Raw genomic sequence first — 16,105 nt, forward strand, 5'->3', positions numbered from 1 at the left:
GATGGCCATCCGCCACGCGAGGACGATGAAGCATGACCGCCACGGCTGAGCCATCGACCACGCCCCGCGAGGCCAACCCTACGCCCCGCGAGGCCACCCCCACGCCCCGCGCGGCCACCCGCCAGAACGCCGGCCTCGCCCGCCGCCTCGCAGAGGCCCTGCAGGGCGAGGCCCGCTTCGATCCCTTCACCCGCGGACGCTACGCCACCGACGCCTCGATCTACCAGATCGTGCCGGCCGGCGTGGTGCTGCCGCGCTCGGCCGCCGACATCGCCGCGACTCTGAAGATCGCGGCCGAGCACGACGTGCCCGTCATCCTGCGCGGCGGCGGCACCTCGCAGAACGGCCAGCCCATCGGGCACGGGCTCGCGGTCGACTGCTCGCGCCACTTCAACGGCATCACCGCCTACGACCCCGAGGGCGGCACCGTCACGGTCGAGCCCGGCATGGTGCTGGAGCGCCTCAACACCCGGGTGAAGGCGGACGGCTGGTTCTTCCCGGTCGAGCCCTCCACCGCCACCCGCTGCACCATCGGCGGCATGGCCGGCAACAATTCCTGCGGCGCCCGCTCGCTGCGCTTCGGCAAGATGAGCGACAACGTCCTGGCGATGGAGGCGCTGTTTCCCGACGGCACCCCCTTCGGCTTCGGCCTGACCGGCAACGACAGCACCGGCGTGACCGGCTCCGACCGGGCCGAGCGCCTCGCCGCGGCGATGCGGGCGCTGGCCGAGGCGGAGCGCGACGAGATCCTGGCGCGCTACCCGCAGGTGCAGCGCCGGGTCGGCGGCTACAACCTCGACGCCCTGATCGAGCCCCGGCCGAACCTCGCCCATCTCCTCGTTGGCTCCGAGGGCACCCTGGCGGCCACCACCGGCGTCACCCTGAAGCTGTCGCGCCTGCCCGCCCACCGGGTTATGGGCGTCTGCCACTTCCCGTCCTTCCGCTCGGCCATGGAGACCACGAAGGCGCTGGTCGATCTCGACCCGGTGGCGGTGGAACTCGTCGACAACAACGTCCTGGTCCTCGGCGCCGACATCCCGCTGTTCCGCACCACGCTCGCCGACATCACCCGCGGCACGCCGAACTGCCTGCTGCTGGTGGAATTCGCCGGCGACGATCGGGACGCGCTGCTCGCCGATCTCAGGCGCCTCGACGCCTGCATGAGCGACCACGGCTTCCGGAACGCCGTGGTGGAGGTGCCCGAGCCCGTCCGCCAGAAATCGGTCTGGGAGGTGCGCGAGGCCTGCCTCAACATCATGATGTCCATGAAGGGCGACGCCAAGCCGGTCTCCTTCATCGAGGATTGCGCGGTGCCCCTGGAGCATCTGGCCGATTACACCGACACAGTCACCGAGGTCTTCACCCGGCACGGGACCCGGGGCACCTGGTACGCCCACGCCTCGGTGGGCTGCCTGCACGTGCGCCCGATCCTCGACATGAAGCAGGGCGGCGACGTCGCCAAGATGCGGGCCATCGCCGAGGAGGCCAGCGCCGCCGTGCGCCGCTTCAAGGGCTCCTATTCGGGCGAGCACGGCGACGGCATCTCGCGGTCCGAATACATCGAGCCGATGTTCGGGGCCCGGCTCACCCGCGCCTTCGAGACGGTCAAGGACGGCTTCGACCCGGACAACCGCCTGAACCCCGGCAAGATCGTCCGCCCCCTGCGCATGGACGACCGCACGCTGATGCGCTTCCAGCCGGGCTACGCGGTGACGCAGCCCGGCACCACAGCCCTCGACTGGTCGGACTGGGGCGGGTTCGGCCCGGCCGTCGAGATGTGCAACAGCAACGGCACCTGCCGGAAGCTCGCCGGCGGCGCCATGTGCCCGTCCTACCGCGTCACCAAGGACGAGCAGCATCTCACCCGGGGCCGGGCCAATTCCCTGCGGCTCGCCATCTCGGGCCAGCTCGGGCCGGACGCCTTCACCAGTCCCGAGATGAAGCGGACCCTGGACCTCTGCGTCTCGTGCAAGGCCTGCCGGCGGGAATGCCCCACCGGTGTCGACATGGCCAAGATGAAGATCGAATTCCTGCACCATTACCACGCCCGGCACGGCCTGCCCCTGAAGGAGCGGCTGGTGGCGGCGCTCCCGCTCTACGCCGCCACGGCGGCGCGGCTGGCGCCCCTCCTCAACCTGCGCGACCGCCTGCCGGCCCTGGCCCGGCTCTCCGAGCGCTGGGTCGGCCTCTCGGCCCGCCGGACCCTGCCGAAATGGCGCCGGCCCTGGCGCGAATCCGGGGAGCCCGCCCATCCGGCCGACGTGTCCGGCGACTTTCGCGACGTCGTCCTGTTCGGCGACACCTTCAACCGGGCCTTCGAGCGCGAGAACCTGGAGGCGGCCGAGCGGGTGCTCATCGCGGCCGGCTACCGCCTGCACCGGGTCTTCCCCCTGCGCGGCCGCCGCCCCCTCTGCTGCGGGCGCACCTACCTCGCCTCCGGGCAGACCGACCGGGCCCGGGCCGAGGCCCGGCGGACGCTGACCGCGCTGCTGCCCTTCGTCCGGGCCGGCGCCCGGGTCGTCGGCCTCGAGCCCTCCTGCCTCCTGACCTTCCGGGACGAGTTCGCCTCGCTCCTGCCCGGGCCGGAGGCAATCGAACTCGGGCGCGCGAGCGTCCTGTTCGAGGAGTTGCTGGCGGCCGACCTCAAGGCCGGGCGGATCGACCTGCCGTTCGCCAACCAGGGCGGCCGGGTCGCCCATCTCCACGGCCACTGCCACCAGAAGGCCTTCGCGGCCATGGGCGCCGTCGAGACGGTCCTGCGCGCGGTGCCCGGCCTCGACGTCCGCCCGATCGAGTCGAGCTGCTGCGGCATGGCCGGCGCCTTCGGCTACGGCGCCGAGACCATCGACGTGTCCCTGGCCATGGCCGAGCTGTCGCTGTTCCCGGCCCTGCGCATGGCGGGCCCCGACGATCTCGTCGTGGCGGACGGGACGAGCTGCCGCCATCAGATCCATGACGGCCTCGGCCTCGACGCGCGTCACGTGGCGCGCGTGCTCGACGAAACCCTCGTGACGTCGACACGACCCTCGCGCGCGTTGCGAAACGGAAAACCGTTCCTGCCGCTCTGATCGGGGCGGCGCGGGTGTGCCACGGCACCCGCTTCCGCTTGTCGTTTTAGATTATATACGTCATCTAAAACGGGAGGGGCCGGCGGATCGGACCCGCTGGGAGACCGTCATGAATCGAGCCATTCGCAAAACCGCCATCGTCACCGGTGCCTCCTCCGGCATCGGTCTCGCCACCGTGCGGGCCCTTCACAAGGCCGGCTACCGCGTCTTCGGGACGAGCCGCCGCAGCAGCGATGTCCTCGGTGATGCCGGCACCCTGCTGACCTGCGATATCACCGACGACGCCTCCGTCGCCGCCATGGTCAAGACCGTGCTCGACGAGACCGGCCGCATCGACCTCCTCGTCAACAATGCCGGCTTCGGCATCAGCGGCGGGGCCGAGGAATCCACCATCGCCCAGGCGCAGGACCTGTTCGACGTGAACCTGTACGGCCTGATCCGTGCCATCCGCGCAGTGCTTCCGACGATGCGCGCCCAGAAGAGCGGCCGCATCGTCAATATCAGCTCCGTGCTCGGTCTGATTCCGGCGCCCTACATGGCGCTCTATGCGGCCAGCAAGCATGCCGTGGAAGGGTATTCGGAATCGCTCGACCATGAGGTCCGCGGCCACGGCATCCGCGTCGTCCTGGTCGAGCCGGCCTATACGCGCACGGCCTTCGACCAGAACCTGCAGGCTCCCGATGCTCAGCTAAGCCTCTACGGCGAGGCAAGGGCCGGTGCCGAACGGACGATGCGCGAGGCCATGGCCACCGCCGATGCTCCGGAGATCGTGGCCGATACCGTGCTCGCCGCCGCCGAGGCCTCCCTCCCGCGCCGCCGCTACACCGCCGGCAAGGTCGCGCGCCAGATCAGCCTGCTCCGGCGCTTCGCCCCCGCCCACCTCTTCGACAAGAGCCTGCGGAAACAGATGCACCTGCCGAACTGAGGCCTCGGACGCCCCGCGCCGGCGCTCAGAACTCCATGCCGAACTTGACCCGCACGTTGTGCCGCTCGAACTGGTTCAGGCCGAGGGCACGGCCAGCCAGGGTGGGGTCGGCATCGCGGCCCCAGACCTGTCCCGCATACGCCACCGTCAGCCAGATCTTCTCGGTGAAGCGGTGGTGCAGGGCGGGGCCGACGAACAGGGCCTCGCTCTCCAGCGCGTTGAGGAACGTACCGTCGTAGCCCCGCAGGTAGCGGACCTCCGGCCCGAGATAGGTGCTTTCCCCGACCCGGGCGATCAGGGCGTTCGACCAGAGGAAGGTCGATGAACGGTAACCCGGTGCGTCCGGGCCGCGCTGGCGACCGGCCGCCGGCTCGAAGCTGACGTTGCTGCCATACCAGAGCTTGTCCGGCACGAGCTGCAGATCGAGTTGGAGCACGGTCTCCATGTCGAAGATGTCGGCACCATTCCCCTCGATCGGCAGCACGCGGGTGAAGCGCGGCCGGAGTTCGAGGGCGAGCCCGAGCGGCTGATCCTTGTCGCCCTTCAGGAACTGGTACTTCACCTCGACGGAGACCCCATCGAACGTGCCGTAGGACTTGTCGTCGAGATCGACGATGTTGCGGACCTGACGAAAGGTGCCGAACGCACCGAACTCGATGCTCAGGCGATCGATCGGATCGAACTGATAGCCGAGCTTGGTGTCGAGGACGCGGTAATATCCCTTACCCGGCCCGGAGAGTCGCTTGCCGAGGCGCGAGATCGTATCGACGACGGCTTCCTGCTCGCCCTTCTCGCCCGCATCCGCACCTTCCGTGAAGCCGAAGAGATGCTCGGTGTCGACATCCTTGGACTTGCCGTCGTCCCCGCCTGCCTTGTCGTCTTTCGACGCCCTATCCGTCCTGGAGTCCCGGCCGCCCGCCTGATCCTTCTTCGCCGAAGCACCCTCGCGCGCCGGGATGGATCGTCCATCCCTCGACGCCTGGAGTCTCGGCTTGCCGGCGGCCGGATCGTCCTTCTCGACGGCGTCGGCGATGGTTGAGGACAGTGCCCCGACGATACCGATGATGGCCACGACCGGACGCACGCACCCCGAAAGCATCAGGCGAAATCCCGTTGCGGCCCTCGACGCGATGAGTGGCGGACCCTGTTCCTCACCTTAGACACGGCCGCGCTTGTCCTGCCTGCTGCGGATGAGACACAAACCCGGAAAATGACGACGCCGATGGATTAAGAACACAGTTTCCGGGCCAGGCGAGCCTCGGCGTGAATCGCATCGGAAAATTGCCGGATCCTTCACCCACCGCCGGAACGGGTCGGTGGCGGGACGGTTTCCTCGACGCATCAGCCCGGAGATCGAACATGCGAATCATTGCGACAGCGTCGGCCCTCGCCCTCCTCACCTTCGGCAGCGTCGGTGCGGCCGAGGCCAAGGGGTGCATCAAGGGCGCCATCATCGGCGGGATCGCGGGACATTACCTCGCCGAGCGGGGAGTGGTCGGTGCGGTCGCAGGTTGCCTCGGCGGCCGTTATCTGGCGAACCGTCAGGCCAAGCGGCAGCGCGAGATCGACTACGGCTCGCGCGTCGAGCCGCGCGGCGCCGGGTACGGTCAGGTCCAGGGTCCCGGGCGCCGCAATTACAGCTACTGAACGAAGACCCGAGGTCGTCGCCGCCTGCGTCAGGCCTTGCGCTCCAGCGATGCGAACCGCAGCGGTCGTGCGGGTCGCGTCGCCATCCAGAGGACGTGGCGCGGACCGTCGGAGCCGCCATTGGCATGGATGCGGAACTCCTCGACCGCAAAGCCGTATAGGCGCAGGCGCGCCTTGAAACGTCGGTCGGGCTTGCCGGACCAGACCGCGAGGAGGCCGCCGCTGCGCAGTGCGTAATGCGCGCGCTTGAGGCCCCAGGCATCGTAGAGGCGGTCGTTTTCCCGCCGGGTCATGCCCGAAGGGCCGTTGTCAACGTCGAGCAGGATAGCGTCGAACTGCTCGGGTCCCGACTGGATCAGCCGATTGACGTCCGTCTCGGCGATCTCGACCCGGGGGTCGTCCAGACTGTCGCCGAAGAGGTGGGCGAGGGGGCCGCGCGCCCACGCCACCACGGCCGGGATGAGTTCGGCGACGACGACCTTCGCGTCCGGCCCGAGTGCGCCAAGGGCGGCACGCAGCGTGAAGCCCATGCCCAAGCCGCCGATGAGGATACGCGGCGCTAGGCGGCCCTCGAGGCGTTCGCAGGCGATGGTCGCCAGCGCCTGCTCCGAGCGACGATCGAGATTCGTCATCAGTTCCGCGCTCCCGACCTGGATCGAGTAGGCGTCCCCCTGCTTGAGGAGGTTCAGACGCGCGGGGCTACCGGGAATGGCGCTGGTGTCGCACAGGACCCAGGGAGGAGAGGACATCGACGCAGGGGCTCCGTCCACGGCTCCGTTCGGCCGCGGCTGTCACCGCCTCATCCGAAACGCCATGCAAGGTCAACCGTATCGCGGGCGTCCGCCCCCGTACGGCACCACTCGGATACGTCCGACCTATCGACCAGCGCAACTGCAAAGTCTCCATCGGACCTTGCACGCAGCATCCAAGCGCCGCGGTAACGACAAGCGCAGGATGTGCAGCGCGTGAGCCCTACGAACCGCATTGCTGAGGCTATCGCCTGTCTCACGGGCGGTAGGACCTCTGTCGTCCCGCGCATGGTTTTATTCGACTTTTGGATGCTGATCAGCACCAGCCTGCTTCCGGTGCCGCTGCGGTAGAGCGAGGGCTACGCGAACCTCGGCAGCTCGGTACGCGATGGAGGCAATCTCTTCCTCGACCTCTGGTCTGATGAGCGGGAGCCGTATGGCGGCGGCCACAGCCCCCCGCGGACCCCAACCGGCAGATCGGTCCGGTCGCCAAGCACGAGGTCACGGAGCCGGCGGCAATGGTCTCGACGATCACCGACCATCTTTGCAACGCCGTGGAGGCGGATGCTGGAGATCGGTGGATTCACGCAGGACGTCTTCGCAAGTGTCGCCCGGACACCATCCAGGGAACGGACTCGGCGTGATCCTGAAGCAAGGTCCACGAGTGCCCGCGTGGGCAGTTCTCAGATCAGAGCGCCGGATTGTGCCGGTGCAGCGGCACGGGTGGCATCCGTGCCGGGATTGGGTGCCTCGACGGGATCCGCTTCCCGGGCGGCGACGCCGGCACGCCGCTCGAGGGTGACCACGGTCCGGAAAGCGAGGGCGATCCCGGCCAAGCCGAACAGGACGGAGCCAAGGCCGACACCGGCGATGACGCCTTTCGGGCCGTAGACCTGCGCGCCGATCAGGGCCGGCGGCACGGTCCCGAGGGTGGCGCGCCCCCAGTTCAGGGCCGTGGAGTAGAACGGGAAGCCGAGATTGTTGAATGCGGCGTTGGCCAGGAACAGCAGCCCCGTGAAGAACCAGACGCCGCCGCTGACGAGGCAGAAGAAGCCGAACAGGTCCGCCGCGACGCCTTCGAGCGCAAAGAGGCGGGTGAGGGGACCGGCGCCCAGGATCAGGGCTGCCCAGACGACGAGCACATAGACCGCGGTGATGAGTGTCCCGTCCCGCAGGACGCCGCGCATCCGATCGAAGCGGGCCGCTCCCCAATTCTGGCCGAGGATCGGCCCGATCGAGCCCGACATGGCGAAGAGACCACCGAAGGCCACGGGGGTGAGGCGGTCGACCACCACGTTGCCGGCTACCGCCACGGCGCCGAACTGCGCGAGGGCATGGGCGATGAATGCACTCGCGATGGAAGGCGCGAGGTTCGTCAGCACCGCCGGCAGGGCGATCCGCATGACAATGGGCGCGTCGGCGATGACGTCCGCAAGTCTTGGACGAGTGAGCAACCGGTGCTGGCGAACGCCCCACAGACCGATCACGGCGAAGGTGGCTCGTGCGAAGCAGGTGGTGATGGCCGCCCCGTCGACGCCGAGGCCGGCGCCGAAGATCAGCAGAGGGTCAAGGCCGGCTGTGACGATGGCGCCGCCGAGGGTGACGTACATGGCCTGGCGGGCGGCTCCGACCGCGCGAAGCAGCCCCGAGAACATCATGCCCGGGCCCATCAGCAGGTTCGACGGCAGGGTGATCCAGAGGAAGCGGGTCGCCACCGGCAGCGTCTCGGCATCCGCGCCGATCCACCTGAGCAAGGTCGGCAGGAACGGTAGCATTGCTACAACGAGGAGGCCGGAGACGATGATGCCCTGAATCGTGCCCGAGGTTGCGAGGCGGCGCGCGCCTTCCGCGTCGCCGGCCCCGATCGCCCGCGAGACCAGAGCACCGGCCGCGATCATCAAGCCGATATTGATGGCGATGGCGAAGAACTGAATGATGGTGGCAAAGCCCACGGCCGCCGTCAGCGTCGGATCGCCGAGCTTGGAGACGTAGAGCAGCGACAGAAAATCGACGACGAAGATCGCCATCAGCCCGATCGAGCCGGTGGCACTCATCGTCACCACATGGCGCAGGATAGACCCCTCGACGAACCGCGCCGAACCGGATGTCGCCTCAGGCATCCGTACGGGCATCCTGCGGTTGCTCCGGCTGGGCCTCGTGGGTCTCCAGGGTGCGGGTCGCCGCCTCCCGCCTCTGTGATCCGATGATATCGCGGGTCTCGGCGTTGAGGGCACGTGAAGGCCGCTTCGGCTCCGTCAGGGGTTCCGGCTTGATCTCGTTCAGGCCGCGGGCCCATGTCATCGCGTCCGGCAGGGCGCCCGCCTGCTGCAACACGAGGCGTGCGACGTCGCGCTTGCGCACGTCCTCGGCAGTGGCCGCCGCCGCTTCGGCGCTGAGGCCGAGCCCCTCCAGGGTCGCGCGACCGAAGGCGAGGGCGGATTCCACCGTTTCGCGCAGCTGATAATCCACGTCCCGGTTCATCAGCTCGACGGCGTGCATGCGATCATAGGCTCGCACATAGGTGCGCACGCTCGCGAATTCCTCATGCACGATGTCGACGATCTTCAGTGCGGCCTCGTTGTCGTCGACGCAGACGCAGACGAGTTCGGCCCGGCCGATCCCGGCGGCGCGCAGCACGTCGAGGCGAGTGCCATCGCCGTAGTAAATTCGGAAACCGAAGCGTGCGGCGCTGCGGATCTGCTCCACGTCCTTGTCGATCACCGTGACGCTGATGCCCTCGGCGAGCAGCACCTGGGTGAGGATCTGTCCGAAGCGGCCGAAGCCGATGACGAGGACACGGGCCTCGGTACTTTCGATGGCCTCCGGCATCGCTTCGGGTCCTTCGGGACGCCTCGCGAGCACGGCATCGAGGGCCTTGGCCGCCACGGGGCCGACCAGCATGGTCAAGGCCGCGAGGGCCACGGCAAAGCGGGTGCTCGCGGAATCGACCAGGCCGAGCTCGCCCCCCGCCGGCAACAGCACGAAGGCGAATTCGCCGGCCGGTGCCAGGATGGCCCCGCCCCGTACGGCGTCGAGCCAGGGTGAGCCGAACAGACGGAACAGGCCGGCGACGAGGGCGACTTTGAGCAGGATCGCGCCAGCCGTCGCCCCGAGGAGGGTCGGCCACTCGGCCTTCAGCAGGCCGCCGTCGATGGACATCCCCACGCTCATGAAGAACAGTCCGAGCAGCATGCCGCGGAATGGCTCGATATCGGCCTCGAGCTGGTGACGGAAGTTGGATTCGGCCAGCAGAACGCCCGCCAGGAACGCGCCCATCGCCATCGACAGCCCGACATGCTCCATCAGCATCGCGGTGCCGAGCACCACGAGGAGCGCGGCTGCGGTCATGACTTCGCGCGCACCGCTGGCCGCCAGGAGGCCGAAGAACGGATTGAGTCCGTAGCGCCCGACCAGGACGACGGCGAGGATCGCGGCACCCACCGTGCCGGTGGATTGCAGGGCCGAGAGGAGCCAGCCGTCGCCGCCGCCCGTGCCGGACGAGGCGGCCAGGGGCATCAGGGCCAGGATGGCGACCACGGAGATGTCCTGAAACAGGAGGACGGCGAAGGCCCGCCCGCCATAGGGCGTTCCCATGTCGCCACGCTCCTCCAGCAACTGGAGGGCAACGGCGGTGGCCGAGAGCGCCAGCGCGATGCCGATGACGAGGCTCGCCGAGGGCTTGGCGCCCATGAGGATGCCGACACCCGCCAGGGCCACCGAGCAGACGATCAGCTGCGCGGTGCCGAGGCCGAAAATGTCCCGCCGCATCGAAACGAGGCGGGAAATCTGGAGCTCGAGGCCGACGATGAAGAGCAGCAGCACGACGCCGAGTTCGGCGACGCTCGCCGCCGTTTCGGGCTCTGCGATCAGGGAGAAACCGAATGGCCCGATCACCACCCCGGCCACGAGGTAACCAAGCACCGCACTCTGGCCGATGAGGCGAAAAATCGGCACACCGATCACCGCCGCCGACAGGAACGTCAGCACGGGGGGCAGAAAGCTGACGTGGGTCGCGGCGCTTGCCATGAGAATCCGAGGTTGGATCAATATCCAAGACGGCGATGGCCGACCCCGTGTGGAGCGATCCATAGAGTGCCAGAGGCCTCCGTCTTAACCAGCAGGAGTCCGGCCGTCACGTCCAGGCTGAGGGAGAAGCTCCCGCAAATGCCTCGGGGAGCCCCTCCGTCGTGCGCATCGGCACCCGATCAAACCTTCGGGGATCTGCCTCACTCGCGCCGCGACGGCCATCGCCCGCGCGGGACGCGCCGGGCCGCCCGGCGCTCGTTCCGGCGATCTATCAGGAAGTTCGACGCATCGCCGTCCAGGAGCAGGATCTCGGAGTCGAGCACGTCCTGGCGAACGAGGCCGATATCCCGGAGCTCGCGGTCCGACATCACCGACAATCGGCGAACGACCCGGCGGTTGATCGCGGCACGCGACACGGCGGCGGCAGCGGCCGCGAGCACCCCCGACAGCCGCGCCTTCGCCGACGCAATGGCGCCCCGGGCGTTGCCGGCGGCGGGTGTGGCGGTGGGAGTGGTGCTCCAGTCCATGATGCGCATCCTTCCTCGAAGCGCGTGTCGATGCCGGAAGAATGGGTGACGAGAGCTGTTCGCGACAGAGACAATCCAGTACGGTTGAATTGAATTGTCCGGTACGAAGAGCAGTACAGATGAAGCCCTCCTTGTCGTGCGCACCCACCCTGGTCGAGACCGTGGCGGCGGCGATCACGAAGCGCATCGCCAGCCGCCAGCTCATGCCGGGCGCGCGCCTGCCGTCCGTCCGGGCCTTCGCGGAAGCCATGGGCGTGTCGAAATCTACCGTGGTGGAAGCCTACGATCGGCTTGGGGCCGAAGGCGCCATCGTTGCGCGGCGCGGCTCCGGCTTCTACGTGGCAGGCAAGACGCGACCGCTCTGCCTGAAGACGGTGGGTCCGCAGCTCGACCGGGCGGTGGATCCCCTCTGGATCACCCGGCAATCCATGCAGGCCGGCCCGGATCTCGTGATGCCCGGCTCGGGCTGGCTGCCGCCGTCCTGGATGCCGGACGAGGCGATCCGGCGCGGCCTGCGCCAGCTCGCCCGCGGCTCGGAGGCGAACCTCGTCTCACATGACCAACCTCTCGGCTTTCCGCCATTGCGTGCGCAGATCGCCCGACGCCTGGCGGAGAAGGGTGTCGAGGCCGGCGCCGACCAGATCGTACTGGTCGATTCCGCGACGCAGGCCCTCGACCTCCTCGTCCGGTTCCTCATCGAACCGGGCGACACGGTGCTGGTGGATGACCCCTGCTACTTCAATTATCATGGCTTGCTTCGAGCGCAGCGGGCACGGATCGTCGGGGTGCCGATGACACCGACCGGACCCGACCTCACCGCCCTTGCCACGCAACTCGCCGAGCATCGGCCCCGGTTCTACGTCATCAATTCCGCGCTCCAGAACCCGACAGGCTCGACACTGGCGCCGACGATCGCACACCGCATCCTGAAGCTCGCCGAGGCGCATGACACCCTCATCATCGAGGATGACATCTTCGGGGATTTCGAGGGTGATCCGTCCCCGCGGCTCGCAGGGTTCGACGGGCTGGAGCGCGTGATCCAGATCGGAAGCTTCTCGAAGACGCTCTCGGCGGCGATCCGCTGCGGGTTCATCGCGTTGCGTGAGGATTGGGTGGAGCCGCTTGTCGATCTCAAGCTCGCCATGAGCCTGGGCAACAGCCACCTGTCGGCGAGCCTGATGCACGGCCTCCTGACCGACGGGACCTACCGCCGGCACCTCGCGGACGTCCGGGAGAAGTTGGGACGCGCCATGGCGCCGGCCCTGCGCCGGCTTGAGGGATGTGGACTGACGGCATGGCTGGAACCGTCGGGCGGGTTCTTACTATGGATGCGTTTGCCCGATAGCCTCGATTCGGCGGATGTCGCGAGGCGTGCCCTGGCACGCGGGCTCGTGCTCGCCCCGGGCGGCGCCTTCAGTCAGTCGTCGCTCGGCAACAGCTTCCTGCGCTTCAACGTCGCCCAATGCACCGATCCGCGCATGATCCCCATGCTTCAGGCTGTCCTGGAGGATTGTGCAGCGGCGCGGCCCGTTCAAGCGGCCTGAAACCGTTCGTCTGCGCACGTTTCGGGGTGTGCATGCCACGTGAGCCCGGTTTTGCGGGACCACAGGTGCCCGGGCAGGAGTTTTCCGCTATGACAGGTTGACAGGGGCGTCCCCGCCTCGCCACATCCCGGCTATCATGAGCGACGCGAATCTGACGATATCCCCCGCCCCCGGTGATGCGGCCAAGCCGCCCCTGGAAATTCTGCTCTGCGCACCGCGCGGATTCTGTGCCGGCGTCGTGCGGGCGATCGACGTAGTGGAACGGGCGCTCGCCATCTACGGACCCCCGGTCTACGTCCGCCACGAGATCGTCCACAATAAGTACGTGGTCGAGAGCCTGAAGCGGAAGGGCGCCGTGTTCGTGCGCGAACTCGACGAAGTTCCGGACGGCTCCGCGCCGGTGATCTTCTCGGCACACGGTGTTGCCAAGACGGTGCCGCACAACGCGGATTCCCGCGGCCTCACCACCATCGACGCCACCTGCCCACTGGTGACGAAGGTCCACCGCGAGGCAGAGATCCATCACAAGCGCGGCCGCCACGTGCTGCTCGTCGGCCATTCCGGTCATCCCGAAGTTGTCGGGACTATGGGCCAGTTGCCCAAGGGGTCCATTACTTTGGTGGAAGATCTGGAGCAGATCGCCGCCCTCGAGCCTGAGAATCGGGACAACCTCGCCTGGGTGACGCAGACGACCCTGTCGGTGGACGACACCCACCACATCGTCGAGGCACTGAAGAAGAAGTTCCCGACCATCACCGGTCCGCACAAGGACGACATCTGCTATGCCACCACCAACCGCCAGGAAGCGGTGAAGCAGGTGGCACCGCTGGTCGATGCGGTCATCGTGGTCGGCTCCTCGAACTCCTCGAACTCGCAGCGCTTGCGCGAGGTCGCCGAGCGCGTCGGATGCCCGATCACACGCCTTGTGCTCCGCGCCGAGGAGATCGACTGGCCCGCCTTCGAGGGTATCCGGAAGCTCGGCCTCACGGCCGGTGCATCCGCTCCGGAAGTGTTGGTGGAGGAAATCATCGACGCCTTCGCCGCCCGCTACACCGTGACGGTGGATACGGTCTCGACAGTGGTCGAGGACATGTCCTTCCCGCTGCCGCGGGAACTCCGCAGCGAAGCCGCCGAATAGGCCTCCACCACCTCTGAATATCAGCCGTCAGCAGGGGCGCCGTTCGGCGCCCCTCTCCATTTCGTCCCAGAGAACTCAAGCGAACGCGACGTGGCTGTCTACACCGAGGTCTCTGACGCGGCGCTGACCGCCTTTCTCTCCGCTTACGAGATCGGCACGCTGCTCTCCTACAAGGGCATCGCCGAGGGCGTGGAGAACACAAACTTCTATCTGCACACCACCGGCGGTTCCTTCATTCTCACCCTCTACGAGAAGCGGGTCAGGGCCGACGACCTCCCGTTCTTCCTCAACCTGATGGAACATCTCGCTGCGCGGGGGTTGGCCTGCCCGCAGCCGATCCGGGACCGCGCGGGGGTGGCGCTCGGGGAACTCTGTGGCCGGCCCGCGGTGATCGTCACCTTCCTCGACGGCGTTTCGGTGAAGCGGCCTGGCCTGGATCACTGTCGCGCCCTTGGCCGTGCCCTCGCCGGACTGCATGCCGCCGGCGCCGATTTCGGCATGCAACGAGCCAATAATCTGTCGGTCGAGGCTTGGGAGCCGCTTTTCCGGCTCGCCGAGCCCCAGGCTGACACTGTCTCACCAGGCCTCTCCAGCCGCGTTCTGGGCGACCTCGCCGTCTTGCAGCGTTCCTGGCCATCGGGCCTGCCGTCCGGCGTGATCCACGCCGACCTCTTCACCGACAACGTGTTCTTCATTGGCGACGAGTTGTCGGGCCTGATCGACTTCTACTTCGCCTGCACCGACGCCTTCGCCTACGATCTGGCGATCTGCATCAACGCCTGGTGCTTCGAGGCCGATGGCACCTTCCACCGCGACATGGGCGCGGCTCTGATTGCTGGCTACGAGGCGGTGCGCCCGCTCATCCCGGCGGAGATCGCGGCGCTGCCGATCCTGTGCCGGGGTGCGGCCCTGCGCTTCATGCTGACCCGCCTCGTGGACTGGCTCAACGTGCCGGCCGGCGCTCTGGTCCAGCCGAAGGACCCGCTCGAATACGATCGTCGGCTGACCTTCCATCGCACCGCGACTGATGCGCGGGATTATGGCTGGGCTCCGTCGGAACGCTCTCCCTAAGCACGGATTTCACCGGCATTCGCCCCGAAACACGATGGGCGTCCCGGGTCCTCTCTTGCCGATAGCCGACGGATGCGCCGCATCCGCCGGCGGCATCCGTCAGAGGACCTTGAGGAGCGCCTCCGCGCCGGAGAGCTCTGTCTTGGCCGGCGAGTCCTCCACGTTGAGAACGCGTACGACCCCGTCCTCGACGAGCATGGCATAGCGCTTCGACCGGGTGCCCAGGCCGAAGCCGGCTCCGTCCATATCCAGGCCGACAGCCTTTGCGAACTCGGCATTGCCGTCGGCAAGGAACTCGATACCCTCGGCGCCGCTCGCCTTCTGCCAGGCATCGAGCACGAACACGTCGTTCACCGACGTCACCGCGATGGCATCGACGCCATGCGCCTTGATCTCGGCCTGCTTCTCGACGAAGCCGGGCAGGTGATTGCGGTGGCAGCTCGGGGTGAAGGCGCCGGGAACTCCAACGAGAACGACGCGGCGTCCCTTGAAGAGGTCATCGGTAGTCTTGGCTTCCGGGCCGTCCGCCCCGCTCACACGGAACGTGACCTGGGGGAGGTGGTCGCCAACCTGGATGGTCATCCATCGTCTCCTGAAGATCGCCGGGGCATCCGAACCGTCGGACCCCTGGGCGCTGCCACGTGATCACGCCCGGCCGTCAAACCAGCCCGGACCGCGGAAAACCGTCTAGCTCGGAGGGGTTTGCCTGTCGAGTTTCCAACCTCCGCGCACAAGTTGGATATCCCTCGAACGACACGCCGTACCCTGGACAATGTCGCCGGCCCGCGTAGCATGCGGCGATGCAGACTTCTCAGGCCCGCTCGGGCGACCCCGCCTATCTCGACGGTCAGTTCCTCGTGGCGATGCCCGGCCTGACGGATTCGCGCTTCGCCCGGTCGGTGATCTACCTCTGCGCGCACTCCGCCGACGGTGCGATGGGGATCATCCTCAACAAGGCCGTTTCCGACCTGAACATGCCGGACCTGTTGATCCAGCTCGATATCGCCAGCGAGACCGACGCGATCCGGCTGCGCGAACGGGTCGGTCACATGCCGGTGCTGATGGGGGGACCGGTGGATGCCAAGCGCGGCTTCGTGCTCCACACCGACGATTTCCACATCGACCAGTCCACGCTGATGATTGATGACGGGATCTGCCTCACGGCGACGGTGGACATTCTGCGGGCGATCGCGGCCGGCGACGGTCCAGCCAGCGCCGTCCTGGCCCTGGGCTACGCCGGCTGGCAAGCGGGGCAGCTCGAGAACGAGATCCTGGCCAATGGCTGGCTGGTCTGTCCGGCCGACCCGGACATGATCTTCCACACGGCCCTCGATGCCAAATACGAGCGCACGCTGCGCAACAACGGCATCGACCTGGCGATGCTCTCCGTCAGCGCCGGCCACGGCTGAG

General features: G+C 67.9%; 13 protein-coding genes. 7 read left to right on the forward strand and 6 right to left on the reverse strand.

All coding sequences use genetic code 11. The annotated features are described in order from the left end of the window. Window positions 1–32 precede the first annotated feature (32 nt). Both ACXJY8_RS03205 and ACXJY8_RS03210 read left to right on the forward strand, forming a co-directional pair. Complete coding sequence (locus ACXJY8_RS03205; protein ID WP_463776058.1) at window positions 33–3,068, forward strand: FAD-binding and (Fe-S)-binding domain-containing protein; 3,036 nt, start codon at window positions 33–35, stop codon at window positions 3,066–3,068. A gap of 109 nt (window positions 3,069–3,177) precedes the next feature. Beyond that, window positions 3,178–3,993: an oxidoreductase gene (locus ACXJY8_RS03210; protein ID WP_463776059.1), complete on the forward strand. Its 816-nt coding sequence runs from the start codon at window positions 3,178–3,180 to the stop codon at window positions 3,991–3,993. A 25-nt stretch (window positions 3,994–4,018) separates the two neighbouring features. Here ACXJY8_RS03210 and ACXJY8_RS03215 read toward each other — a convergent pair whose 3' ends face one another. Then, window positions 4,019–5,092 (reverse strand): DUF6662 family protein, encoded by a 1,074-nt coding sequence (locus ACXJY8_RS03215; protein ID WP_463776060.1) that lies wholly within the window; start codon window positions 5,090–5,092, stop codon window positions 4,019–4,021. A 260-nt stretch (window positions 5,093–5,352) separates the two neighbouring features. Between ACXJY8_RS03215 and ACXJY8_RS03220 the strand changes: the two genes are divergently transcribed. Then, a complete protein-coding gene (locus ACXJY8_RS03220; RefSeq protein WP_463776061.1) occupies window positions 5,353–5,640 on the forward strand; it encodes a hypothetical protein in 288 nt (95 codons plus the stop codon). Between the two features lie 29 nt (window positions 5,641–5,669). On the opposite strand, the gene ACXJY8_RS03225 is transcribed toward ACXJY8_RS03220, so the two are convergent. The 4 genes from ACXJY8_RS03225 to ACXJY8_RS03240 form a co-directional block, all read right to left on the reverse strand. After that, window positions 5,670–6,389 carry a polyamine aminopropyltransferase gene (locus tag ACXJY8_RS03225; protein WP_463776062.1) on the reverse strand — a complete coding sequence of 240 codons (720 nt, stop codon included), beginning with the start codon at window positions 6,387–6,389 and terminating at the stop codon, window positions 5,670–5,672. 683 nt (window positions 6,390–7,072) lie between these two features. After that, the gene (locus ACXJY8_RS03230; RefSeq protein ID WP_463776063.1) at window positions 7,073–8,509 is read right to left on the reverse strand and encodes an MATE family efflux transporter; all 1,437 of its coding nucleotides are present in this window, start codon (window positions 8,507–8,509) and stop codon (window positions 7,073–7,075) included. Beyond that, window positions 8,502–10,415: a monovalent cation:proton antiporter-2 (CPA2) family protein gene (locus ACXJY8_RS03235; protein ID WP_463776064.1), complete on the reverse strand. Its 1,914-nt coding sequence runs from the start codon at window positions 10,413–10,415 to the stop codon at window positions 8,502–8,504. Before ACXJY8_RS03235 ends, ACXJY8_RS03230 begins: the two co-directional genes overlap by 8 nt. A 200-nt stretch (window positions 10,416–10,615) precedes the next feature. Further along, a complete protein-coding gene (locus ACXJY8_RS03240) occupies window positions 10,616–10,942 on the reverse strand; it encodes a YjiS-like domain-containing protein (RefSeq protein WP_463776065.1) in 327 nt (108 codons plus the stop codon). A 119-nt stretch (window positions 10,943–11,061) separates the two neighbouring features. Between ACXJY8_RS03240 and ACXJY8_RS03245 the strand changes: the two genes are divergently transcribed. From ACXJY8_RS03245 to thrB, 3 genes are all read left to right on the forward strand, one after another. After that, a complete protein-coding gene (locus ACXJY8_RS03245; protein ID WP_463776066.1) occupies window positions 11,062–12,486 on the forward strand; it encodes an aminotransferase-like domain-containing protein in 1,425 nt (474 codons plus the stop codon). 136 nt (window positions 12,487–12,622) lie between these two features. Continuing rightward, window positions 12,623–13,624: a 4-hydroxy-3-methylbut-2-enyl diphosphate reductase gene (gene ispH / locus ACXJY8_RS03250; protein ID WP_463776067.1), complete on the forward strand. Its 1,002-nt coding sequence runs from the start codon at window positions 12,623–12,625 to the stop codon at window positions 13,622–13,624. A 90-nt stretch (window positions 13,625–13,714) separates the two neighbouring features. After that, a complete protein-coding gene (thrB, locus tag ACXJY8_RS03255; protein WP_463776068.1) occupies window positions 13,715–14,695 on the forward strand; it encodes a homoserine kinase in 981 nt (326 codons plus the stop codon). A 99-nt stretch (window positions 14,696–14,794) separates the two neighbouring features. On the opposite strand, the gene ACXJY8_RS03260 is transcribed toward thrB, so the two are convergent. Beyond that, a complete protein-coding gene (locus tag ACXJY8_RS03260) occupies window positions 14,795–15,277 on the reverse strand; it encodes a peroxiredoxin (protein ID WP_463776069.1) in 483 nt (160 codons plus the stop codon). Between the two features lie 218 nt (window positions 15,278–15,495). Between ACXJY8_RS03260 and ACXJY8_RS03265 the strand changes: the two genes are divergently transcribed. After that, a complete protein-coding gene (locus tag ACXJY8_RS03265) occupies window positions 15,496–16,104 on the forward strand; it encodes a YqgE/AlgH family protein (protein ID WP_463776070.1) in 609 nt (202 codons plus the stop codon). Window position 16,105: the final 1 nt, after the last annotated feature.

The sequence above is a fragment of the Methylobacterium sp. TK31 genome, assembly GCF_055361545.1.